25 protein-coding genes are annotated in these 22,876 nt (G+C 59.1%); 10 read left to right on the forward strand and 15 right to left on the reverse strand.

The window, feature by feature from the left end:
• Positions 1 to 177: 177 nt before the first annotated feature.
• From ASD46_RS17340 to ASD46_RS17355, 4 genes are read left to right on the forward strand one after another with little or no spacing between them, the layout of a single operon-like run.
• Positions 178 to 1,017 (forward strand): glycosyltransferase family 2 protein, encoded by an 840-nt coding sequence (locus ASD46_RS17340; protein WP_025594139.1) that lies wholly within the window; start codon positions 178 to 180, stop codon positions 1,015 to 1,017.
• Between the two features lie 20 nt (positions 1,018 to 1,037).
• A complete protein-coding gene (locus ASD46_RS17345) occupies positions 1,038 to 1,325 on the forward strand; it encodes a lipid-A-disaccharide synthase N-terminal domain-containing protein (RefSeq protein ID WP_029658792.1) in 288 nt (95 codons plus the stop codon).
• Complete coding sequence (locus tag ASD46_RS17350; RefSeq protein WP_060642540.1) at positions 1,300 to 2,808, forward strand: ArnT family glycosyltransferase; 1,509 nt, start codon at positions 1,300 to 1,302, stop codon at positions 2,806 to 2,808. Before ASD46_RS17345 ends, ASD46_RS17350 begins: the two co-directional genes overlap by 26 nt.
• Entirely contained in the window at positions 2,798 to 3,646 is an 849-nt protein-coding gene (locus ASD46_RS17355) for a phosphatase PAP2 family protein (RefSeq protein ID WP_025594135.1), read from the forward strand. The genes ASD46_RS17350 and ASD46_RS17355 overlap by 11 nt, the downstream gene beginning before the upstream one ends.
• A gap of 231 nt (positions 3,647 to 3,877) precedes the next feature.
• On the opposite strand, the gene ASD46_RS17360 is transcribed toward ASD46_RS17355, so the two are convergent.
• The 6 genes from ASD46_RS17360 to lgt all read right to left on the reverse strand — a co-directional run bounded on the left by ASD46_RS17360 (position 3,878) and on the right by lgt (position 9,933).
• On the reverse strand, positions 3,878 to 4,810 hold the full coding sequence (locus tag ASD46_RS17360) for a ribose-phosphate pyrophosphokinase (RefSeq protein ID WP_003513466.1): 933 nt from the start codon (positions 4,808 to 4,810) through the stop codon (positions 3,878 to 3,880).
• A gap of 220 nt (positions 4,811 to 5,030) precedes the next feature.
• Positions 5,031 to 5,807 carry a hypothetical protein gene (locus tag ASD46_RS17370; protein ID WP_025594133.1) on the reverse strand — a complete coding sequence of 259 codons (777 nt, stop codon included), beginning with the start codon at positions 5,805 to 5,807 and terminating at the stop codon, positions 5,031 to 5,033.
• Between the two features lie 90 nt (positions 5,808 to 5,897).
• Complete coding sequence (locus ASD46_RS17375; protein ID WP_025594132.1) at positions 5,898 to 7,049, reverse strand: M24 family metallopeptidase; 1,152 nt, start codon at positions 7,047 to 7,049, stop codon at positions 5,898 to 5,900.
• The gene (pgeF, locus tag ASD46_RS17380; RefSeq protein WP_019565220.1) at positions 7,050 to 7,844 is read right to left on the reverse strand and encodes a peptidoglycan editing factor PgeF; all 795 of its coding nucleotides are present in this window, start codon (positions 7,842 to 7,844) and stop codon (positions 7,050 to 7,052) included.
• A gap of 160 nt (positions 7,845 to 8,004) precedes the next feature.
• Positions 8,005 to 9,105, reverse strand: a complete 1,101-nt coding sequence (locus ASD46_RS17385) for a class I SAM-dependent methyltransferase (protein WP_025594131.1) — start codon at positions 9,103 to 9,105, stop codon at positions 8,005 to 8,007.
• 15 nt (positions 9,106 to 9,120) lie between these two features.
• Entirely contained in the window at positions 9,121 to 9,933 is an 813-nt protein-coding gene (gene lgt, locus ASD46_RS17390; RefSeq protein ID WP_029658791.1) for a prolipoprotein diacylglyceryl transferase, read from the reverse strand.
• Between the two features lie 308 nt (positions 9,934 to 10,241).
• Here lgt and ASD46_RS17395 point away from each other — a divergent pair, with 308 nt between their 5' ends.
• The 4 genes from ASD46_RS17395 (at position 10,242) to ASD46_RS17410 (ending at position 12,628) form a co-directional block, all read left to right on the forward strand.
• Complete coding sequence (locus ASD46_RS17395; protein ID WP_025594130.1) at positions 10,242 to 10,505, forward strand: accessory factor UbiK family protein; 264 nt, start codon at positions 10,242 to 10,244, stop codon at positions 10,503 to 10,505.
• Between the two features lie 432 nt (positions 10,506 to 10,937).
• On the forward strand, positions 10,938 to 11,438 hold the full coding sequence (locus ASD46_RS17400; protein ID WP_006311131.1) for a YbjN domain-containing protein: 501 nt from the start codon (positions 10,938 to 10,940) through the stop codon (positions 11,436 to 11,438).
• A gap of 2 nt (positions 11,439 to 11,440) precedes the next feature.
• Positions 11,441 to 12,259 carry a pyrroline-5-carboxylate reductase gene (proC, locus tag ASD46_RS17405; protein ID WP_013636581.1) on the forward strand — a complete coding sequence of 273 codons (819 nt, stop codon included), beginning with the start codon at positions 11,441 to 11,443 and terminating at the stop codon, positions 12,257 to 12,259.
• A gap of 27 nt (positions 12,260 to 12,286) precedes the next feature.
• On the forward strand, positions 12,287 to 12,628 hold the full coding sequence (locus ASD46_RS17410; RefSeq protein WP_003513443.1) for a tRNA-binding protein: 342 nt from the start codon (positions 12,287 to 12,289) through the stop codon (positions 12,626 to 12,628).
• 121 nt (positions 12,629 to 12,749) lie between these two features.
• Here the strand turns inward: ASD46_RS17410 and ASD46_RS17415 are convergent, their stop codons facing one another.
• From ASD46_RS17415 to ASD46_RS17430, 4 genes are all read right to left on the reverse strand, one after another.
• Positions 12,750 to 14,129, reverse strand: a complete 1,380-nt coding sequence (locus tag ASD46_RS17415; RefSeq protein WP_003513442.1) for an ATP-binding protein — start codon at positions 14,127 to 14,129, stop codon at positions 12,750 to 12,752.
• A gap of 30 nt (positions 14,130 to 14,159) precedes the next feature.
• Entirely contained in the window at positions 14,160 to 14,873 is a 714-nt protein-coding gene (locus ASD46_RS17420) for a response regulator (RefSeq protein ID WP_019565223.1), read from the reverse strand.
• Positions 14,874 to 14,875: 2 nt separating this feature from the next.
• Positions 14,876 to 15,403, reverse strand: a complete 528-nt coding sequence (locus ASD46_RS17425; RefSeq protein ID WP_029658790.1) for a MarR family winged helix-turn-helix transcriptional regulator — start codon at positions 15,401 to 15,403, stop codon at positions 14,876 to 14,878.
• Positions 15,404 to 15,605: 202 nt separating this feature from the next.
• A complete protein-coding gene (locus ASD46_RS17430) occupies positions 15,606 to 16,205 on the reverse strand; it encodes a DUF1236 domain-containing protein (protein WP_003513439.1) in 600 nt (199 codons plus the stop codon).
• Positions 16,206 to 16,438: 233 nt separating this feature from the next.
• Here ASD46_RS17430 and ASD46_RS17435 point away from each other — a divergent pair, with 233 nt between their 5' ends.
• Entirely contained in the window at positions 16,439 to 17,083 is a 645-nt protein-coding gene (locus tag ASD46_RS17435) for an MBL fold metallo-hydrolase (RefSeq protein WP_025594124.1), read from the forward strand.
• Positions 17,084 to 17,175: 92 nt separating this feature from the next.
• Here the strand turns inward: ASD46_RS17435 and ASD46_RS17440 are convergent, their stop codons facing one another.
• From ASD46_RS17440 to ASD46_RS17460, 4 genes are all read right to left on the reverse strand, one after another.
• Positions 17,176 to 17,391, reverse strand: a complete 216-nt coding sequence (locus ASD46_RS17440; protein WP_003494703.1) for a cold-shock protein — start codon at positions 17,389 to 17,391, stop codon at positions 17,176 to 17,178.
• Between the two features lie 443 nt (positions 17,392 to 17,834).
• The gene (locus ASD46_RS17450; protein WP_025594121.1) at positions 17,835 to 18,737 is read right to left on the reverse strand and encodes a DMT family transporter; all 903 of its coding nucleotides are present in this window, start codon (positions 18,735 to 18,737) and stop codon (positions 17,835 to 17,837) included.
• Between the two features lie 141 nt (positions 18,738 to 18,878).
• Complete coding sequence (locus ASD46_RS17455) at positions 18,879 to 19,190, reverse strand: hypothetical protein (RefSeq protein WP_075807739.1); 312 nt, start codon at positions 19,188 to 19,190, stop codon at positions 18,879 to 18,881.
• Between the two features lie 145 nt (positions 19,191 to 19,335).
• Positions 19,336 to 20,265 carry an EAL domain-containing protein gene (locus ASD46_RS17460; protein ID WP_035198647.1) on the reverse strand — a complete coding sequence of 310 codons (930 nt, stop codon included), beginning with the start codon at positions 20,263 to 20,265 and terminating at the stop codon, positions 19,336 to 19,338.
• Positions 20,266 to 20,474: 209 nt separating this feature from the next.
• Between ASD46_RS17460 and ASD46_RS17465 the strand changes: the two genes are divergently transcribed.
• A complete protein-coding gene (locus tag ASD46_RS17465) occupies positions 20,475 to 21,677 on the forward strand; it encodes a pyridoxal phosphate-dependent aminotransferase (RefSeq protein ID WP_060642556.1) in 1,203 nt (400 codons plus the stop codon).
• Between the two features lie 59 nt (positions 21,678 to 21,736).
• On the opposite strand, the gene ASD46_RS17470 is transcribed toward ASD46_RS17465, so the two are convergent.
• Positions 21,737 to 22,843, reverse strand: a complete 1,107-nt coding sequence (locus ASD46_RS17470) for a calcium:proton antiporter (RefSeq protein ID WP_025594117.1) — start codon at positions 22,841 to 22,843, stop codon at positions 21,737 to 21,739.
• Between the last annotated feature and the right edge of the window lie 33 nt (positions 22,844 to 22,876).

The raw sequence follows: 22,876 nt of genomic DNA on the forward strand, positions 1-22,876 counted from the left end.
CCCAAAAGAACGTTGCGGTACCGTCGCAACAATTGTTTACGGTCGCGTTAAGCTTGGTGGGGAATTGTATGATTATTTCCCGCATACCGTGAAAAAATCCAAGGCCCTGGCCGGCCATTCTCCGTAATAAAACTGCAATGGAACGGGCGCATACCGTGCGAAGTTCAACGGCTGTTCATATTCATGCAAGCTTTTCGCGCTCCTGCTCTTGCCACTATCGACGATGTTTGCGGAACACCCGCGGATGGATATGACGGAGCCCCTTTGAGATCTATTCCGGATTTCGCGGTTATCGTACCCATGCACAATGAGGAAGCGAGCGTTGAAACGCTTGTCGCTGAGATCGTTGCTGCCTGCCAGCCGGTCGGTCCGTTCGAGATTATCGTGGTGGACGACGCATCTTCCGATCGCACGGCGGATGTGGCGCTTTCGCTTGCCGGGCGTTATCCGATGTTGCGGCTGGTGCGGCATGACCGGCAGGGCGGGCAATCGGCTGCGATCCACAGCGGTGTGCAGGCAGCGCGCGCGCCGGTTGTCTGTATGCTTGACGGAGACGGGCAGAACCCGCCGGACAATCTGCCGGCGCTTCTTGCGCCGCTTCTTGCCTCGAACGCGCCGAGCCGGCTTGCGCTTGTGGCCGGGCAGCGCGTCGGCCGGCGCGATACGCTTGCAAAACGTCTTTCCTCCCGCTTCGCCAATGGCTTGCGGGCGCGGATATTGAAGGACGGCACGCGGGATACCGGCTGCGGCCTCAAGGCTTTCCGTCGCGACGCCTATCTCGCCTTGCCCTATTTCGATCACCACCACCGCTATTTTCCGGCGCTCTTCAATCGCGACGGCTGGCAGGTTGCCCATGTCGACGTCACGCACCGGGCGCGCCTGCATGGCAATTCCCATTACACCAATATCGGCCGCGCGCTTGTCGGCATCCACGATCTGATCGGCGTTGCCTGGCTGTTGCGGCGGCGCAAGCGGGCAAGTTGGGCCGAAACCTTCAAAACGGAGACATCGCCGTGAACGCACCGGCCTTATGGTCCATGCTGCATGTGAACAGCTGGAAGGAATTTCTCTGGGTCTGCACCGGCTTTATGGGCCAGATGCTGTTCACCATGCGTTTTCTGGTTCAATGGATTTCGTCGGAACGGGCGAACCGCTCGGTCATTCCGGTAGCCTTTTGGTATTTCTCCATCTTCGGCGGCCTTGTGCTGCTATTATACGCGATCTGGCGTCGCGATCCGGTTTTCATTCTGGGACAGGCTTCCGGCCTGTTCATTTATGCTCGAAATCTCTGGTTGATCCATGCAGAACGCCGCCAGCATGCATGAGGCCGCAGTTCTGCCTTACGCGCAGGCGAATGAGCAGCGCCAATGGATAACGTTTGCGCTTGCGGCAATCGTGCTCGTCACCGTGCTGCGCGTCCTCGGGCTTGCTTTCAACCGCACCGATCTTTTCGTTGATGAGGCGCAATATTGGCTGTGGGGCCGGGAGATGGCGTTCGGCGCCTATTCCAAGCCACCGCTGATCGGCTGGATCATTCGCGCCGCCACCACTCTGAGCGGCGCCGAGAGCACCTTCGACGTGCGGCTCGCCGCCCCGGTCATCCATGGCATAGCGGCCGCGGCGATCCTTGCGCTCGGGCGCATGATCTATGATGCGAAGCTCGCCTCGCTGGCTGCCGTCATCTATCTGACGCTGCCCGCCGTGACGCTCGGCAGTCTGCTGATCTCGACCGATACGCCGATGATGCTGTTCATCGTGCTGTCGATGATCTGCGTGCGCAAGCTTGCGGAAGCACGCGCTGCCGGTGTGTCCGCGATGCTCTGGAGCATTGCGCTCGGTCTAAGCTTCGGCCTCGGGCTGATGTCTAAATATGCGATGATCTATTTTCCGCCCTGCTTCATCGCTGCCGGCTGGCTGTGCAAGGGCTGGCGCGTCCGTTGGCGTGACGCCGGTATTGCTGTAGTTGTCTGCGCCGCCGTCATCGCTCCCAATCTCTGGTGGAATGCTGCGCATGATTTCATGACCGCGCGCCACACGGCGGACAATGCCAACTGGCATGGCGTTAAGCTGAAAATCGGTCCGGCGCTCGAGTTCTTCTTCTCGCAGGCGGGTGTTGTCGGGCCGTTCGTCTTCATCGGCATGATCGTCGCGACGTTCAGGGCGAAAACCGCTGAAACCCGGGCGCTTGTCGCCCTTTCGGTACCGATCGTGCTTCTGATCACGGGACAGGGGCTGATGTCGCGGGCGCTCGCCAACTGGGCGGTGGGGGCTTATGCCGCGGGCGTGCTTCTGGCGGTGCCTGTCCTGGCATCCCGGCGTTGGCTTGCCGTCGCCACCCTTGTGCTCGGCGGCATCGTTGCCATCGCACTGCCGTTGATGACGATCGCCGGAACGGAATTGCGCTTGCCGAATGGCGACCTGGCGATGAAGCGCTATCTCGGTAGCTCGGAGCTTGTGTCGACCGGCCTTTCAAGGGCGCGAGAGGCGGGGGCGGATGCAATCGTCGCTGCAGATCGCTCCATTCTGGCCGAGCTTTTTTATCAGCTGCGGGACGAAAAGCTGCTCATGCCGCGCGCTCTGCCTGAAACCGGCGTTCCTTCCAGCCACTACGCGCTTCTTTACCCGCTGAAAGCCGGAGAGGCGACAAATCCCGTCTATCTTGCGAGGGCGGACAGCCTGCCGGGCTGTCTCAATGGCGAGGCGCCGCTGTCGACATGGGTTGCCGGGCCGGGCTCGTTCGAGGGCAAGGAAATCGGTCTCTGGCGTCTGCCGCCACAATGCATCCCGAGGGTTGCCGATGGACAATGATCTTTCGCATATGCGGATCACGATCTGGGTTACATTGGCCACATTGGCGCTCGTCATCCTGTTCGCGACCTTCCCGTCCATCGACCTCGAGTTTTCTTCCCTGTTTTTCTCGCCCGAAGCGCGCCTGTGGGCTGGAAGCCTGCCGGTTCCGGAATGGTTTCGCGATACGTTGCGGGAGTTAACGGAACTGGCCGCACTTCTGGCCTTCATCGTTCTGGTCGGCAACATCAGGCTGGGGGCGCTGCAGCGCACGGGCTGGCGCGTCTGGGCCTTTCTCTGCGGGCCTGTGGTGCTCTGCGCCGGGCTTCTGGTAAACGGGGTGCTGAAGGCCAATATCGGCCGCGCCCGCCCGTTCAGCGTCAGCGATTTCGGTGGACATCAGCTTTTTACGCCGCCTTTCCAGTTCAGCACGCAATGTTATTCAAACTGTTCGTTTTCCTCCGGGGAAACGGCGCTCATAGCGAGCTTTTTCCTGCCGCTCTGCGCGCTTGTCTGGAACCGCCTGCAATGGGGCGGGCGTCTTTTCATGGGCAGCACTGCCGCCGGCGCCATCATCCTCATGTCCGGTCTGCGTATTGCAGCTGGCGGGCATTTTCTCAGCGATGTGGTGATGTCCGTGCTGTTTTCCGCACTGACGACGCTGTTCCTTTACCGGGCGCTGGCAATTGCCCGTCATCGTCATCTATTTACCGGCGATGCCGTTACGGCCGATGCCATAAGCCTTTGGCGCAATGGCAGCCATGCTGTTCGCACCCGCGCTCGGCGCTGGTGGCCGAAAATCAAGGCCGCCGCCACACGGCTGCAACGACCGCCGGATGCGGGCACGGCATCTTCCTGAGTGGTGCAGATGGAGTGCTGCGATCTGTGCGGATGCTGAGATAGCTGGCAAAATTGATAAGCTTTCTTCTCATCATGCCAATCTTTAACCAGCATCCAGCCACGGCGCGGACGCGCTGTAAGAAAGGGTCTCACGCGATCAAAGACTTGATCGCACTGGACCCCGGACTAAATCCGGGGTGACGGTATGCGGATGCAGTGATTTTGCAGATGTGCGAGAGAAACGATTGCTTCAGTCGAACAGGCCGGAAACCGACTGTTCCTGCGCGGTGCGGTTGATCGCTTCGCCCAGAAGGCCTGCAGTGCTGATCACGCGGATATTGTGCGCGGACTGGACGCTGGTGGTCGGCTGGATGCTGTCGGTGATGACGAGTTCGCGCAGCTTCGATGAGGCCACGCGGGCAACGGCGCCGCCGGAAAGCACGCCGTGCGTGATATAGGCGGTGACGCTGGTTGCGCCCTTTTTCAACAGCGCTTCGGCAGCATTGCAGAGCGTGCCGCCGGAATCGATGATATCGTCGATCAGGATGCAGTCCTTGCCGGATACGTCGCCGATGACGTTCATGACTTCGGATTCACCCGGACGGTCACGGCGTTTGTCGACGATGGCCAGCAGACAGTCCAGACGCTTCGACAGGGCACGGGCGCGCACCACACCGCCAACGTCAGGCGAAACGACCATGACGTTGTTGGTGTCGTAGTGGTCCTTGATATCGCGGGCCAGAATGGGCGCTGCGAAGAGGTTGTCGGTCGGAATATCGAAAAAGCCCTGGATCTGGCCGGCGTGAAGATCGAGCGTCAGAACGCGGTCGGCGCCGGCTTCGGTGATCAGGTTGGCGACGAGCTTGGCGGAAATCGGTGTGCGGGGGCCGGCTTTGCGATCCTGGCGGGCGTAACCGAAATAGGGAAGTACTGCCGTGATGCGTTTTGCCGAGGAGCGGCGCATGGCATCGATCATGATGAGCAGTTCCATCAGATGATCGTTTGCCGGAAACGAAGTGGACTGGACGAGAAAAACGTCCTCCCCGCGTACGTTTTCACTGATTTCTACGAAAATTTCCTGGTCAGCAAACCGCTTTACGGTGGCATTTCCCAAGGGAACGTTGAGATACTTGCAGATCGCTTCGGCAAGGTGCCGGTTCGAATTGCCTGCGAAAACCTTCATTGCGCCCGCCTGTTTCCATGCAATCGCCTTGCGCCACGGGAAAGTGTCTGCCGTAACCAAGCGTCGTTCAAGGGGAGGAACATCCGGCTGAAAAGCTCTTGCCGGATACGCCTTGTTGCCATGCGCGCCTTAATAGCGTTGTTGCTTCCGATTGCAAGAGGACTCCGTGCTTTCGCAATGATTTTCATGAAATCTCTGTGACTTCTCCCGCCGTTTCATCTCATCCCCTTTGAGACTGCTTCCATGACGAATACTCGTTGAGCGTTTTTGCGGCGATATCCTGCATGACCCTGTCGGTCGCGGCGGCCCAGGGATCGCTGCCCTTGGCTGCCACCGTTTCCTGCCCCTGCAGGCGATGGAGCCTGACACCATTGGCATCCAGAACGTCCCAGACGTAGATGATGTTGACCTTGCTGCCATCGGCGAAGGCGGAGAAATATCCCTTGAGGATGTTCTCTGCCGAATTGTCGTTGGAGGCGCGGATTGTCAGCCCCTTTGCCCGCGCCTCGGCGCCCAGTTGCCGCGAAAGCGGCGTGACGGCCTGAACGGGCGCGCCGATGATCGGCAGGAAGCGGATGGTATTGCCGGAAGCGGCGGGGGCAAGTGCGGCCGTCTGCTGTGGAGGCGGCGGCTGGGTGCTGGCGGGTGAGTGGCCTGCAGATTGTGCGGTAGACTGGGTCTGACCAAGAGGTTCGCCGTACTCATTGCCGTTGGAAAGCGCCTGTGCCTGCGCCTGCAGGGAGTTCTGCGGTGCGTAAGCGGGCACGGAAGAGGCGGTTGCCGGTGCGCCTGCGGGCGCGCGGTCGGCAGCGGCAGCCATCTGGTCGAGATCGCCCTGCGTCACCGGTGTCGATTGCGAGCTATTGTGGCCGACATTCACCTGCGGCGTCAGCGCCTCCGTGGTGTTGCAGGCCGACAGGGTCAACGCCAGCGCCGGAATGACGAGGACCGAAACGACAAACGTCTGGAAAGGGCGGGTAAACCCTGTCCGGCTCATGCGACGTTTCCTCTCATGTTCCGCTCCTTCTTGCCCAAGGTGGCGGCAATGTAGGGCCGGTTTTCCCGCTCTGTCAAACCCGGTGCAGATTTAAGCTGTGAGAAGATCGAGGCTATGGCGCGAGAGCGGTTCCGGCGCGCCTTCCGTGGTGAGGTAGGTCTGGCCGAGGGTCATGGCGGTGCCGGAATCAGAATCCATCACGATCATGTGCACGAACAGGGTCATGTCGCTGGCGATTTCCTGCGAGTTGCCGGCATGGAACATCTGATGCTCCATCCATGACGGTGAGAAACGCGCGCCCAGCGAATAACCGCAGGAGTTCAAACGATGGCGGGTCAGGCCACGCTCGTCCATGACGCGGGCGTGCACGTCGAAGACATCGCCGAAGGTCTTGCCGGGCCGCAGCACCTCTTCGATGTCGGTGAGGTTTTGCAGGCAGGCGCTGTAAAGCTCCTTCTGGCGGAAGTCCTGTTCGCCGATCACCACCGTGCGCATCATGGCGGCGTGGTAGTGGGCGCTGACACCCGCCCATTCCAGCGTCAACTGATCCTTGTCATCGAGCCTGCGGCGCCCGGCCTTGTAACGGCACAGCAGCGCGTCCGCGCCGGAGCCGATGATGAATTCATTGGCGGGATAGTCACCGCCGCCGGCCAGAACCGCTCCCTGCATTGCCGAGAGGATCGCGGCTTCGTCCGCACCGGGCTTGATGAGTTCCAGTGCAGCGTCCAGAGCCTCGTCCGCAAGTCTGCCTGCCTTCCTCGCATAGGCGATCTCGGCTGGGCTCTTGATGAGCCGCAAGCTGCTGACCAGATAGGAGGCGTCGATCATCTGGCAGAAGCTGGCAAGCTGGTTGTCCAGCAGGCGGGCGACGCGCCCGGTCATGCCGTGGGTGTCGTATTCCACGCCGATCTTGGCGCCAAGGAGATCGAGATCGCTGAGGAGGTTCTTAAGATCGAGCGTCGGGTCGGCATTGGGCCGGTCGACCCAGACGAGAATATTTTCGATCGTCGAAGTATTCCGGGCCTGCCGCATATCCGCCGAACGGGTCAGAAGCATCATGGAGCCGTCCGACTTGACCACCAGCGTCTGGAAGAAGCAGTAGCCGAAGGTGTCATAGCCGGTAAGCCAGTACATGCTTTCCTGGGCGAAAAGCAGAATGGCGTCCAGCTTCTCTTCCGCCATCTTCGCAATCAGCCGTTCGCGGCGGGCATCGAATTCCGAGAGCTCGAAGTGCAGGGCCATTTAGTCCTCCAGAATTGCGATTGCGGAAATCTGCCGCCCGTAGTCGGGCTCGGCACGGTGGGTCGTGCGGCGGTAGGAATAGAAGCGTTCTTCATCGGGATAGGTGCAGAGGCCGAGGTTTTCCGCTCTCACGCCCGCATTGACCAGCCGGTCCACCGTAAATTGCTTGAGGTCGAATAGCGCATGGCCGCCTTTGTCCGAAGCGGTGAAATAGGCCGCATAGGCAGGATCGAAATCGGTGAAGCGCGCCACATATTCAGGCCCGACCTCATAATTGGCCTGGCTGATGGAGGGGCCGAGGGAGGCGGAGATGCGTTCGCGGCTGGCGCCCAGCTTCCTCATGGTCTCGATCGTGTTTTCGAGCACGCCGAACAATGCACCCTTCCAGCCGGCATGGGCGGCACCCACAACGCCCGCTTCAGCGTCCGCAAAAAGGATCGGGCCGCAATCGGCGCTCAGAACGCCGAGCACGAAACCCGGTGTCGCCGTTACCATCGCATCGGCCTGCGGGCGGCTGCCGTCATAGCTTTCATCGACCACAAGGACATCAGGAGAATGGACCTGATGCACGGTGGCGAGACGTTCCGGAGACAAGCCGAACCATTGCGTGACGCGCCGGCGGTTTTCCTGCACCAGTTCCGGCTCGTCATTCGAACCGAGGCCGACATTGAGGCCCTGATAAAGCCCCTCGGAGACACCGCCTTGCCGGGTGAAGAAACCGTGACGGACACGGTTTTCACTCAAGGCGGCAAGCAGGGGGCTCTGGATGGGGAGCGGCAGCGTTTCGTTCTGCATGGTGCGGGAGTTCCTTGGAGAATGTCGCTGTTGGCCAGTGGGATGCGTTAAGCGAGATGTTTCCTGTTGCCGCGGCGTTGCGCGGCGTTTGTCTGGTGCAGTGTGTCTGCGTTCGCTTGTTTCGTTCTGGGCCGATGTTGGCCCAGAGGTGATTGCACTGTCAATCCACCGCGCGAAACGGCATGAGATGGAGCGCGGGACTTGAAACGGCGATGACCTTGAAAAGTTCCCCCATCCTTCCAGCCCCTTCGCCAGCGAGACGGTTGACCGCTTCGGCGATTTCAAGCGTCTGGTCGGGTGTAGCTTTTGCGGCAAGGGCGGTTGCCCGTTCCTTCAGGCCAAGACCATAAAGAAAGTCGCCCTGCCTGATGCCGCCGTTGACATGAACGCCGTTTGCCTCAGCCGTCCTGATGAGGCTTTCGAAATCGACATGGCTGGTCAGATCGGCTTGCCCGGGATGAGAAAGCGGCGGGTCGAAGGCATGGTTGCGCATGGCCTGCAATGTGTCGCCATATCCGGCGACCAGATGGCCGTAGTCGATCGCGAGTGCGGTGCCGCCATATGCGGACAGGCGCTGGCAGATTGCGGTCATTACGGCTTCGCGGGCGGGTGAGATCTCGAATATGCTGCCAATCGGCTGCCGTTCCGGGCCGGGCGGCAGCAGCGCCGGGTCGATGCCGGCAAGCCCGGTCGAGAAGACCAGTTCACCATCGGTACCAAGACTGACCACCCGTTCGCGGAAACCCTGCGGCGTCTTCACGAATTGCCGGATTGGGATGGCGTCGAAAAGCTCGTTGGCGACGAGGAGCAGGAAACCTTCCGGCACCGCATCGAAACTGTCATGCCATGTCAGCCGTTCGGCATGCGCAGCGAGCGTCTCTTTCTGGATGGCGCAAAGGCGAGGGCTGGTCTCCACCAGATGCACCCGCATCGTCTCGTAAAGCGGTGGGGCGATGCGGCGGATGACGCGCAGCATGTCAGACATCATGGTGCCACGGCCGGGGCCGATTTCCACCAGACGAATATCTGCGGGTGCGCCATGGCGCTGCCAGGCGTGAACCACGAAAACGCCGAGCATTTCGCCGAAAAGCTGACTGACTTCCGGAGCGGTGATGAAATCACCCGATCGGCCGAAAGGCTCGCGGCTCCGGTAATAACCGTGTTCAGGATCGGCAAGGCAAAGCGAGAAGAAATCGGTGACGCTGAGCGGGCCGTTCAGGCGGATGAGGGATTTGATGCGTTGCGCAAGCGGTGTCGTCATGGCAGGCCATTCCGCTTAAGCGCGTATTTTCGCGCGCCGCGCACGCAAGACGGCCCAGAGGCCAAGAAGGAACATCGGCGTGGAGAGTACCATGCCCATGGTCAGCCAGTTGCCCGCGAGATAACCGATCTGGGCGTCCGGCTCGCGGAAGAATTCCACGAAGATGCGCGACAGCGCGTAACCGCAAACGAAGATGCCGGTTACGATGCCAGGTGTCTTGAGCGCCCTGAAAACGTAGATTGTGACCGCCAGAATGACGAGGAGAACGAGGCCTTCAAGTCCCGCTTCGTAAAGCTGGCTGGGGTGACGCGCAAACGGCCCGCCGGTCGGGAACACGACGGCCCAGGGAACGTCGGCGATACGTCCCCACAATTCGCCATTGATGAAATTGGCGATGCGTCCGAACAGCAGGCCGACAGGTGCGACGGCTGCGATGATGTCGAACATGCTCCAGACAGGGATGCCGTTCTTGCGGGCGAAGAGGATCATGGCTATGGTCGTGCCGATCAGGCCGCCATGGAACGACATGCCGCCGTTCCATATCTCAAGTGCTCTTATAGGGTTTGCGGCGACGGCGCCAAGATCGTAAAACAGGATGTAGCCGATGCGCCCGCCAAGCACGATGCCGCCGGCTGCCCACAGGATGAAGTCGTCAAGATGCTGCGCCGAGATCGGCGATGTATCGTTTGGCCACAGGCGAGGCGTAAGCGCAAGGCGGCGGGCATAAAACCAGCCGAGCATGATGCCGGCGACATAGGCAATGCCGTACCAATGGATCGCCAGAGGCCCGAGAGACAGGGCAACCGGATCGATATTCGGAAATGGCATGATGGCAAGTTGGGTGGGAGCGGCTAACAATCCGTATATTCCGTCATCGTTGCTGGGCGGACAACAGAATGACCCATTGCCTCAAGGAGCCGGGCGATGATGCTCTCCGGTCTCTTTACGCGAGGAAAATGGCGATTGCCGCAGCGCCGGTCAAGATTATTCTTCAAGGGACGCTTTGCGATGCCGAAGGCCATTGCAAGCCATGTGGATTTTTCGATTTTGCTTGCAAGGCGGCTGTCGAGTGCCTACCTGAAAGGCATCAACAGCAGGGAACGGAACGCTCCCTGAACCGACGAAGGAACAGGGCCATGACCACGACAGGCACCAATCGTTTTCTGGATGAATTCGCCAAGCTGATGACCGATGCGGCGGGCGCTGCGCAGGGAATGCGCAAAGAGGCCGAGGCTGCCTTGCACGCACAGGCGGATCGCTGGCTGAACAGCCTCGACGTGGTCAAGCGCGAGGAATTCGACGCGGTGCGCGAGATGGCGATCAAGGCGCGCGATGAAAACGATGCGTTGCGCGCTCGCGTCGAGGCTCTGGAAGCAAAGCTTTCTGCTGCCAAGGATTGATTCTTTTCGCGCTTTTTCATCAAGAGGTCCCGGATCGCCTGCGATTCCGGGACTTTTTGTTTGCGGGCCATGCAACCCGAAATTATTCTCTGTCGATCCGGACCTGCCTCCATCGTTAATTTTTTGAGGCCTGTGGACACTTCCAAAAAACGCAATTGCCAGAGTCGCTTATGTATCTCGCCTGAGGTGATGGGGGAGAAGATATCCACTGTTCAAAAAGTAAAAATGCTGCCCGAGGGGTGGCAGCAGGACTCGGCCATTATACACTGATTTTAAATGATGATTCGAAACGAACCTGGTAAGCTCCACACAGGGTGAATGTGTAACTCTGTTGGTGTCGGGCAATCGTCTCAAGTGTTGAATCCGGTTTGTGTGTGCGTTTTGTGCCCGGCGTTCAAAACAGAACATCCATACCGGATGAGAAGGTGCCGCATGAGCCTGATAGAATTTGAAATTGAGCGCCAGTCCAATCCCGTGGACATGATCGAGATTGTCGCCGCCTCGAACGACTGGTCGTTCGAACGTTCCGGCGAAGACGAGATCGCCATGACGGTGGCGGGCCACTGGGCCGATTATCACGTCTCCTTTTCCTGGATGGAAGATTTCGAGGCACTGCATCTGGCCTGCGCCTTCGACATCAAGGTGCCCGATCAGCGCGTCAACGAAGTCATTCGCCTGTTGTCTCAGGTCAACGGCCAGGTACTGATGGGTCATTTCGATCTATGGCGGCAGGAAGATGTCGTGATCTTCCGCCAGTCGCTGCTTCTGGCTGGCGGTGCGGAGCCTAACAACCAGCAGGTGGAAGTGCTGCTTTCCAGCGCGCTTGAGGCATGCGAACAATATTATCAGGCATTCCAGTTCGTCGTATGGTCGGGGCTGGATGCGAAAAGTGCAATTGAAGCGGTCATGTTCGAGACCGTCGGAGAAGCTTGAAAATGGTCTACAGGGCTTCCGGTCCTCTCGTCCTCGTTGGGGCGGGCAATATGGGCGGCGCTTTGCTTTCGGGCTGGCTGAAAAAGGGCGTGCCGGGTTCGCAGGTGATCGTCATCGATCCGCGCCCCTCCGACGCCATGCGCACGACAATTGCGGAAGCGGGCGCCACGCATAGCGAAAGCGTGCCTGACGGCGTGAAGGCGGGCATTCTGTTTGTCGCGGTAAAACCGCAGATGATGGAAGCAGTGCTACCCTCCCTCAAGCCCTTGCTCGGACCCGAGACCGTCGTGGTTTCGATTGCGGCCGGCACCACCATCGGCACTTTCGTTTCGCATTTCGGCTCGGTCGCCGCCGTGCGGGCCATGCCGAACACGCCGGCCATGGTTGGCCGTGGCGTGACGGGCGCCTATGCCAACGAATTGGTGACGCCGGCACTTAAAGCCGTGGTGGATGGATTGCTGAAGGTCAGCGGTCCGGTCGAATGGGTGGAAACCGAAAGCGATATCGACGCGGTTACCGCGGTTTCGGGAAGCGGTCCGGCCTATGTCTTCTATCTGGTTGAATGCATGGCGGAAGCCGGTCGCAAGGCCGGTCTGCCGGCGGATATAGCCATGCGGCTGGCGCGTGAAACCGTGGCCGGTGCGGGCGAACTCCTGCATCAGTCCTCTGACGAGGCGGCGCGCCTGCGCCAGAACGTGACCTCGCCGGGCGGTACAACGGCCGCCGCACTTTCGGTGCTGATGGCCGAAGACGGCATGCAGCCCCTGTTTGACAAGGCGATCGCTGCGGCGAAAAATCGCGCCGAAGAACTGGCTGGTTGAAAACGAGCAGGCTGGCGGGAGCAGGGCATGAGCAGTGAAATTTCCTATGCCGATTTCGAGAAGGTCGATATCCGTGTCGGCACGATCGTTGAGGCAGAGCCATTTCCGGAAGCACGCAAGCCTGCGATCAAGGTGAAGATCGATTTCGGCCCCGAGATCGGCATCAAGAAATCCTCGGCGCAAATCACGGTGCATTATACCCCGGAAAGTCTGATCGGCCGGCAGGTGCTGGGTGTGGTGAATTTTCCGCCGCGCCAGATTGGCCCCTTCCGCTCCGAAGTTCTGACATTGGGGTTTGCCGATGGCAACGGCGACATCGTGCTTGCCGCGGTCGAGCGGCCTGTGCCGAACGGCGAGAAAATGTGCTGAGAAAGCGCAACAACACGCAACCCGAAGATTGCGCAGGCTGAACACTCTTTCTCCGTCATCCCGGTTCAAGGCTGGAATGACGGATGCGGGCGAGCCGCATCACATTTTTCTTTCCGCTGCTCTACGCCGGAATTTTGACGATTACCCGCAATCCGCCCATCGGGCTGTCGTCCAGCGATACGTCACCGCCATGGCTGCGGGCGATGTCGCGGACGATGGAGAGGCCGAGCCCGGTGCCAGAGGCGTTGAGGTTGCGTGCCTCGTCCAGCCGGAAGAACGGCTTGAAGACATCCTCCCTTGACGCTTCCGGAATACCCGGCCCGTCATCATCAAACGTCATGATGATGGAGCGTGGCGCCTTGCGGATGTCGATATGGAGCTTGCTGGCATAGCGCCGGGCATTCTCCGCGAGATTGGCGACGAGGCGGGAGAGGGCATTCGGGCGCGCGATGATCTGGTCGATATTATAAAGCTCGTAGCTGAATTTCTTGCCGTGCAGCTCGAAATCATAGTCGATTTTTTCCAGAAGTGCCGGAAGCTCCAGCGTGCCGACATCCTCCTCGACATCGGTGCGGGCAAAGGTGAGGTAGGCCTCCAGCATCGACTGCATATCCTCGACATCCTTGTCCAACCCTTCCAGATCAGGATTGTCGCCGGCAAGCGCGAGTTGCAGCTTGAAACGGGTGAGGATGGTGCGCAGGTCGTGGCTGACACCGTTCAGCATGGCAGTGCGCTGTTCCATCTGCCGCTCGATACGTTCGCGCATCAATATGAAGGCAAGACCCGCCCGCCGCACCTCGTCTGCGCCGCGTGGGGAATAGGCGCTGATCTTCTGGCCCCTGCCGAAATTTTCGGCCGCCTTGGCAAGCGCTTCGATAGGCTTGATCTGCCCGCGCAGGAACAGGATGGAAATGGCGATCAGGACCAGCGAAGCACCGACCATCCAGACAAGGAAGATATGCGTGTTGGAGGCATAAGCGGCGCTGCGACTGGTAAAGACGCGGAGCGTCTTGTCTTCGAGCTGGACACGTATTTCCACCAGGGAGCCGTTGCCATAAGTATCGATCCAGAATGGCCGGCCGATTTGCTGGGTCAGCTGATTGGCGAGGATCGTATCCAGAATGGAAAACAACGGTTCTGGTCTCGGGGCCGGCAAATCGGCCTTCGGCTCGATGTAGATGCTGAGACCCAGCTTCTCGCGAGCGATGCGGATGACGCGCTGATAGTCGTCTTCTTCCTCATCAGTTTGCAGAAGCTCGATGATCGCTGCGATATCGCGCGTTACGGCGGAGGAAAGGCGCTCGGTAACCAGCTGCCAGTGACGCTCCATGAAAACGGCCGCGACAACGCCCTGAAGCAGGATCATCGGCAGGATGATGATCAGCAGCGAGCGCGTATAAAGCCCGGTGGGCAGCCAGTGGCGAAGCCATCTGGTAAATGCGCGCCAGGTCTTCGCTACGCCGCTATTCCTGACAGTGATTAGAAAATCGAGGCTCGCCATGGCTGTGCGCCCGCCTTTCGTTTGTCCTTGTCAATCCACGCTCAGGCGGTAGCCGATACCACGCACCGTTTGCAGATAGACCGGGTTGGCAGGGTCGTCCTCGATCTTGCGGCGAAGGCGGTTGATCTGCACGTCGATTGTTCTTTCGCCCACTTCGGATTCCGCCTCGACCAGCTCGTGCCGTGGAATGGTATCGCCGGCGCGAAGTGCAAAGAGCAGCATGATCTCCTGTTCGCGATCCGTCAGGCGGATCGTTTCAGGGCCGCGCCGCAATTCCTTCCTGGGGATAGAGAAGCTGTAGGGGCCGAACATGATCTGTTCGATCTTGGGCGTATCCGGCGAAGTGTTGCGCCGCAGGATGTTGTTGATACGAAGGACAAGTTCGCGCGGATCGAAAGGCTTCGCGAGATAATCATCCGCGCCGGCTTCCAGCCCAGCAATTCGGGAATCCGCCTCCGAGCGGGCGGTCAGGAGAATGACCGGCACGGATTTGTTCTCATTCAGCGACCGGGTGAGCGAAAGCCCGTTTTCCCCCGGCATCATCACGTCGAGAATGAGAAGGTCGAAACGGATGCCGACCATCTTGCGCCGGGCTTCTGCCGCATCTGCTGCGACGGAGATGCGGTATCCCTTGTCGCCAAGGAAACGTTGCAGAAGATTGCGAATGCGGGCGTCGTCATCGACGATCAGAAGGTGGGCCGCATCGTCATCGGCGGGAGGGAGTTTTGTCGTTGCCGTGGCCATCGTCAGTCGCCTTCCCCCGGTGTCGGGCTGCGCATCTGCGCCAGAAACTTGCGAACGCTAGCGCGGGCGTCGGGTCCAAGCCCTTCCAGCGCACGGTCGATCCGGCGCGACTGCGGCTCGCTCAGCGCCAGCGCCAGTTCGCGCCCTGTCAGCGTCGGATAGAGCCTGCGCTGGCGGCGGTCTTCCGGGCCAGCCATCTGGCGGATATAACCGTCGTCGATCAATTGCTTGAGCACGCGGGCAAGGCTCTGCTTGGTTATCTGCAGGGTGTCGAGCAGATCCGCCACCGTCATGCCGGGCTGCCTGCTGACGAAATAGACCACCCGGTGATGCGCGCGCCCATATTCCAGTTTCGAAAGAATGACATCTGGATCGGAGACGAAATCGCGATACGCGAAGAACAGCGCCTCTATCGTATCGAAGTCGATCTTGCCGTCGTCAACCTTCGGGAGTGCCGGTGTCTGCCTGGCGGCTGCGGTTTTGAGCGATTGCGGTGGCACTGCGGTTCCTTCATATTCTGCGGCTGACATACGTCGATGCGCCAATATTCTGTAAACATAGCCGAAAATGCGTCCGCTCGGGAGGATGCCGCGATCATTTTCTGTTGCGGTGGATAATATGCTGCGGGTGCCGGTGCAACTGGAATCCTGACTGGCCTTTACCGGAAATAGAAAAGAGCGCGGAAAGCCCGCGCTCTTCATTGGTTTCATGCTGCCGGTATCGAGTTCGCGTCTACTGGTAGACGTAGACAATCCGGCGCGTCGATGGCTCCACCAGAACCGGCACGTCGTTCACCTGAACGTAGCGATACTGGTAATCAGGGATTTCCACGAGCCGGGTATCGGAGGGCAGGGTGCTGCCGACCGCTACCTCGCCATCAAAGGTGACAGTGTCCGCAGGGTGCTCGTCAATATAGGAGATGACGGTTTCGGGCGGATTGACTTCACCGACGCGGCCAAGGTTCGGATCGCCGGGGTTGGGTTCTGCCTGTACGCTCGAGGTCTTCTCGTAAGTCACGACCGGCACGCTGATATCGGAGCGGCGCTGTTCGAGAATGACGGGAGAGCCCTCATACATGACATTCAGATAATCCGCATGTGCCCAGCCGCGCAGGCCGTTGACTTCGATGCGGCACCAGCTGCTGCCGTCCATGCAGCCATCCAGAACCGCATTGCTGCCACGGGTCGCAAGGCCAAGCTCGGGATAATCCTCGCCTGGGCCCGAACGAACGGAAACGTCCGATGCTGTTGTGGCGACCATGGCGGCGTTAGCGTAACCGGCCATCAGTGCGAAAGCGCCGCCAGCCATGAGCATTTTAAGCGTCTTGTCCATGTGTCTCACTCCTTTTAAGACTGGACCTACAACGTCGCAGCCTTCAGGGCGTTCCACATTTTTCACAGATACCTCCCGTCTCGAGCGGGAAAATTTACGATATCTAGTTGAATTAACTCATAGTTTTGAAAGTGGCAAGGTCACCGGAAACCGTTGCTTTTTCCTCCGCCATTGTGCCGGAACCGGCCGCAGGCTATAGGAGGCGGGATTTGTCAGACAGGGAGACACGGGATATGGGAAAGTTGCAGGCGGGCATTATTCCGGTCACGCCGTTCGAGCAGAACTGCACCATTCTCTTCGATGAGGATACGAAGGAAGGCGTTGTCGTCGATCCCGGTGGGGATGTGGATGTCATTCTTCAGGTGGTTTCCGAAAACGGCATCGCGCTCAAGGAAATCTGGCTGACGCACGGCCATCTCGACCATGCCGGCGGCGCCAAGGAACTGCGCGAGAAGCTTTCCCTGCCGGTGATCGGCCCGCATGAGGACGATCGACCGCTGCTCGAGAGGATCGAGACCCAGGCCGAGAAATACGGCATCAGCGGCCTTCAGAACGTTTTGCCGGACAGGTGGCTGAATGAGGGCGACACGGTATCGTTCGGGGATCATGTCTTTGAAGTCTATCATTGCCCGGGTCACGCTCCAGGTCACGTCATCTATTATAATCGCGACCAGCAATTCGCCCATGTCGGCGATGTGCTGTTTGCGGGGTCGGTGGGGCGTACCGACCTGCCGGGCGGAAACCACGAGCAATTGATGGCGTCCATTCGCGACAAGCTGCTGCCGCTGGGTGATGATGTCGGATTTATCTGCGGCCATGGCCCCGGCGGGCGGCTTGGCGAGGAGCGGCGCACCAACCCCTATCTCAAGGGGATCTGAGTTTCCGGGCGCGTATTGGCGCCTCCGGATTGGGCATAAAAAAACCCGGCATTCCTGCCGGGCTTCAACTAGAAATGAAAGCCGTTTTACGGTTAGCCAGCAATCTGCAGATTGACTGCCTTCGGGCCCTTGCCGCGACGATCCGGTTCCGTGTCGAAGCTCACTTTCTGATTTTCTGAAAGTCCGGACAGGCCGGAAGCCTGTACGGCAGAGATATGAACAAAGATATCAGCGCCACCATTGTCTGGCTTGATGAAGCCGAAGCCTTTGTCTGTGTTGAAGAATTTTACGGTGCCAGTTTCGGCCATGCATCAGGTCCTTTTCGCTCTGCCCGCGTTCAGCTACAGGCAGCATTACAGTTTTGCCCCGCGAGGGCGTTGGCAGGCAGCTCTTGACTATTGAGAAAAAGGACCTTCACAGCGGGAAGTAATGGCGTTCTCATCCAACGTTTTTCGTCCCACCGCCCGAGGTTTATAGCGTCCCCAGTGCGCAAATTTATAGGCCTTCCCATGCTCGCAAATTGCCCGAACCGCAGTAGATTGCTGCGTTTATGGAAAATTGGCAAGCAAAACTTTTCACGGGCTTTTTGTCGGATAAAAACCTGCGGTAGAATTCCTGCGCGTAGTCGCACATTTTTTCCGCATATTTGATAATTGATGAAATAATTGCCGGTTGCCTTCGGTTTCCGGGCAAAATTTTGAATGCGGCGGTACGATTTTTTCTCGAAACAGAAAAATCAGTTCTTTCTGCCTCAGGCCGTTCCAACGACGGTTTTTTGCCGTTTACGCGTCAGTTCCGGCACCAGTTCGACGATCAATATAGCGGCGAAAATGATCACGCAGCCGATATAACCGGCGTTGGAAATGGTTTCCTTCAGGAAAATCGACGCCAGCAAGGCACCGAAAAGCGCCTCTGAAGAGAGAAATATCGCAGCCTGCGGCGCGGTCGTATACCGCTGGGCGACGACCTGCAAAACGAAGGCGAGGCCGGAGGATACGAGGCCGACGTATAGAATTTCCGCCAGCGACCCTTCTATGGACGCCATGCTGATGGGTTCTACCGCAAGGCCGATCATGCAACTCAAGAGAGAGCAAATCGCAAACTGAGTGCATGAGAGCGCAAGCGGCCGTCCGCTTTCGGAAACGAAACGTCCTGCAAGCGTAATCTGGATTGCCCAGAAGAAGGCGCAGATGATGCTGAGAATATCGCCCTGCGTCAGCGCCTCGAATGCGCCGCCCGAGAGCAGGAATATTCCGCCCAGCATCATCAGGGCGCCGGGCCAGACGATCCAGTGGGGATGGCGCCGGTAAAGAATGACGGCGATCACGGGCACGAAGATGACGTAAAGTCCCGTCAGGAAGCTGGAATTGGTGACGGTTGTAGTCAAAAGCCCGACCTGCTGCGTCGTCGCGCCGCCGAACAGGGCGAGGCCCACAAGGATGAAGCCGCCAATTTCCCTGCGACGTGGCGGCGATTTTTTCGAGCGGTTTTCCATCAGGGCGAATGGCAGCACGGCGATGGCGGCAATGGCGAAGCGCAGACCGACGAACCAGAATGGCCCGATCGAGGCCATGGCGGATGATTGTGCGACGAAACCGCCTCCCCAGATCGCCGCGGCGAGCAGAAGCAGCATGTTGGCCTGAATACGCGTCATTGATGGCACCAGCACAGCAGGGGCCCGAAGATCATTCCGTCGCGGCCTTGGCATTTCGGGGATTTTTGAAACGTCGTTCTGACGACTTCCCCTGTGCTTTAGCAGCAACACGCCGATGCCGCAAGTCGAGGAGAGGGCGGCTTACTTGTGGCGGCGGGCCTCGTCCTTCAGGCTTCGCCGGGTAAGCGCGAGGCCGCCTATGCCGAGGCTGATGAAGGCTGCGGCCGAGAAGATAACCAGCAACAGGTGGCCGCCCGCCCGCGCGGTTGCCGTCACCTGCGGAATAGAGGATGTCTGCAGGGTGTCGACTGCCTGAGGGGCTGCATTGGCCGAGGTTGCGATCCCGGCGGCCATGGTGACGACGACAAGAAAGGCGGCAATGGCCATCCAGAGCGAAAACAGCGTTCTCTGCGCCCTTAACCGTTCAACTGATGTCCTGTCGTTGGTAAACATGGCGATCGCCTCTTGTCCCTGTTCTCAAAGGATAAAAGAGGCTTCGAAATGGACGGCTTGGAGACCGAATTCAGGCGTTCCGCAGTATTTATTGTGGCAATATCGTGGCAAAGCCGATTTCGGGACAATTTCGCTGTCAACCGCCTCAAAGGCCGCGTTTTCCGAAGGTTCTGGTCTGGCGCAGGGTATGCGGCTCGGCGAGGCGGTCTTCACGCGGGAATGCCGGTGTCGCAGTACTTCTATCCGACCTTGGCGAGGGTGAAAAATATCCGCTGCCGAGTTCGGGAAAGCGCGCATCGAAGCTCGTCGGTGCTAGTTCGGGTTTTGCCAACACGTATCCCTGCATCAGCAGGACGCCGAGGTCCTCGCAGATATCCACCTGCCTGCCGGTTTCCAGTCCTTCGAACACCGGCTCTATCCCATCGTCGCGAAACTGGCTGACGATGACGCGCAGAAGGGCGGCCCCTGCCGAATTCTGCATGAAATCACGCACCCAGCCTGCCTCGAATTTCACATAGTCCGGCTTGATGAGTTTCACCCGGTCAATGTCGGAATCGCCCGCGCCATAATCGTCCAGCGCCACGCGAAAACCGATGTCATGCATATGATAGGCGAAGTCGGCGACCATCTGCGTATCGGAGACTTTTTTCTCGGAGATTTCGCAGACGATGCGGTCTGCCGTCATGCCGGCCTCGTGGGCGGTAAGGCGCATGCGCTCCACTTCCTGACGCATCTTGGCCGGGGTCTGGAACAGGCCCGGATGGAAGTTGACGAAAACGCGGGCGCGCGAACGATTGAGCCTGCCGGTATTGAGAATGTGGATCGTGCGCAGAATACTGTCGATATTCTCTATATCTTCTGGCGCCACCAGCGAGAAGAATTCACCGGGTGTCACAGGTTCGCCGTTGCGATGGGGACGCACCAGGCCCTCGAAGGAATCGATGTCGAGAGCGCCGTTCATCGTTCGGCGAAAAATGGGCTGCAGGGCTGATTTCAAGTTGAAGGTGCCATAGGCCGTGGACCATGTGCCATCGACCTCGCGGACAAGACTGGAAAAGATGCTTTTGGGCGCCATTTTTCAACCAGCTACAGAGACACGACCTCTAGCCGGAGAATATAGCGCATCAAGCGTTACTTCCGGGTTAAGGAAGGTTTAAATTCTTCCCCGTGTCACATATGCTGCTTTTGACCTTGAAAGAGCGCCTGTCTTTCGACATAGAAAATGCCGCAGAAGACAGGATTTTCCGCCTCTGCCGATGTCAACCACAACAGGACCGATTAAAAATGGCCTTCCTTGCCGACATTCTCTCCCGCGTAAAGCCATCCGCCACCATCGCTGTTACCCAGAAAGCCCGTGAGCTTAAAGCGAAGGGCCGCGATGTGATCAGCCTTGGCGCCGGCGAGCCGGATTTCGATACGCCCGAAAACATCAAGGAAGCCGCCATTGACGCCATTAAGCGCGGCGAAACGAAATACACGCCCGTTTCAGGTATTCCTGAACTGCGCAAGGCGATCGCCGACAAGTTCAAGCGCGAAAACGGTCTGGACTACAAGCCGGAGCAGACCATCGTCGGCACCGGTGGCAAGCAGATCCTTTTCAACGCCTTCATGGCCACCCTCAACCCGGGTGACGAAGTCGTCATTCCTGCACCTTACTGGGTCAGCTATCCGGAAATGGTGGCGATCTGCGGCGGTACGCCTGTCTTCGTCGACACGACGCTCGAAGACAATTTCAAGCTGAAGCCGGAAGCGCTGGAAAAGGCGATCACGCCGAAGACCAAGTGGTTCGTTTTCAACTCGCCGTCCAACCCTTCGGGCGCTGCCTATTCGCATGACGAGCTGAAGGCATTGACGGACGTGCTGGTCAAGCATCCGCACGTCTGGGTGCTGACTGATGACATGTACGAACACCTGACCTATGGCGACTTCAAATTCGTCACGCCGGTTGAGGTGGAGCCTTCGCTCTATGACCGCACGCTTACGATGAACGGCGTCTCCAAGGCCTATGCCATGACCGGCTGGCGTATCGGCTATGCAGCCGGCCCGCTGCCGCTCATCAAGGCCATGGATATGATCCAGGGCCAGCAGACCTCGGGCGCCAGCTCGATTGCTCAGTGGGCGGCTGTCGAAGCGCTGAACGGCACGCAGGATTTCATTCCGGCCAACAAGAAGATTTTTGAAGACCGCCGCGATCTCGTCGTCTCCATGCTCAACCAGGCGAAAGGCATCAATTGCCCGGCTCCGGAAGGCGCATTCTACGTCTATCCGTCCTGCGCCGGCATGATCGGCAAGACCGCGCCGTCCGGCAAGGTTATCGAGTCGGATGTGGATTTCGTCTCCGAGCTTCTGGAAGCCGAAGGTGTTGCCGTCGTGCAGGGATCGGCGTTTGGCCTCGGCCCGAACTTCCGCATTTCCTACGCCACGTCGGAAGCACTGCTGGAAGAGGCCTGCAAGCGCATCCAGCGCTTCTGCGCCGATTGCCGCTGATCGGTCTAGGATATTGAATAACAAAGCCCGGCAGCGATGCCGGGCTTTTTTTGTTGCGGCTAAAGCCCGAGAAACAACAGCATGATGAACGTGGCGAAGAGGATGAAATGCGTCATTCCCTCGATCGCGTTGGTTTCACCGTCATTGAGGTTGATGGCGGCGGCGATGAGGGTGATGAAGACCATGACCGTCTGAACCGGCGTCATCGCCATGATGAACGGCTGACCGGTGTAGAGTGCGATGCCCTCCATCACAGGGACGGTGAGGATGACCGTCGAAAGCGATGCGCCCATGGCGATATTGACCACGGCCTGCATGCGGTTGCGCAATGCGGACCTGAGCGCGGTCAAGATTTCCGGTGATGCTGAGATCGTCGCGACCACGACGGCCATCAGTGCCGGTGGCGCGCTTGTGCCCTCGAGGCTCTGGCTTAGGAAGGCCGCCATGAATTCCGCCAGCACGCCGATCAGCACGACGCCCGCGACGATGAGACCGATGGAGAGGGACACGCTGCCCTCATCCTCGTCCTCCGTGTGATCGCCGGATGGATGACCGCTGGGATGAGCCTTGCGGGGATAGGCGTAGCTGAAGAAATAGCTGTGCGGACCAACCTGCATTTTCAGGAACAGCGCATAAAGCGCGATCATTGCGACGATGGTGAAGGCGGAATAGACGTGCCAGCTTTCCTTGGGGATGAATTCCGGCACGATCATCGAGATGCCCATGGCAGTCAGGATCATGACGCCGTAGGTCTTGCCTGAATCGTCATTGTAGGGCTGCTCGCCGTGGCGAAGGCCTCCCAGCAGGGCGGCCAGTCCCAGAATGCCGTTGATGTCGATCATCACGGCGGAATAGATCGTGTCACGCACGAGCGTCGGCGAATTGGATTCGCTCATGATGATGGCAAGGATCAACACTTCCACCGCCACGGCAGACAGCGTCAGGATCATCGTGCCATAGGGGTCTCCGACCTTGGCGGCGAGGATTTCGGCGTGGTGGGCAACCCGCATCGACACCAGAACGATCATCCCGATCAGGGCGATCGCGGCAATCAGCGACGCCGTTTTGCCGGCCTCGAATATCGCATGTTCGGCCATATAGGCGACGACTGCCACCGGTATTGCCAGCAGCAACATGCGCTCCTGCTTTAAAATAGAACCCGCCATCGATTTCCCTTCCCCTGAGAGTGTGAGGCTGTG

The sequence above is a fragment of the Rhizobium sp. Root491 genome (genome assembly GCF_001427205.1).
In the GTDB taxonomy this organism is placed as follows: Bacteria; Pseudomonadota; Alphaproteobacteria; order Rhizobiales; family Rhizobiaceae; genus Agrobacterium; species Agrobacterium tumefaciens.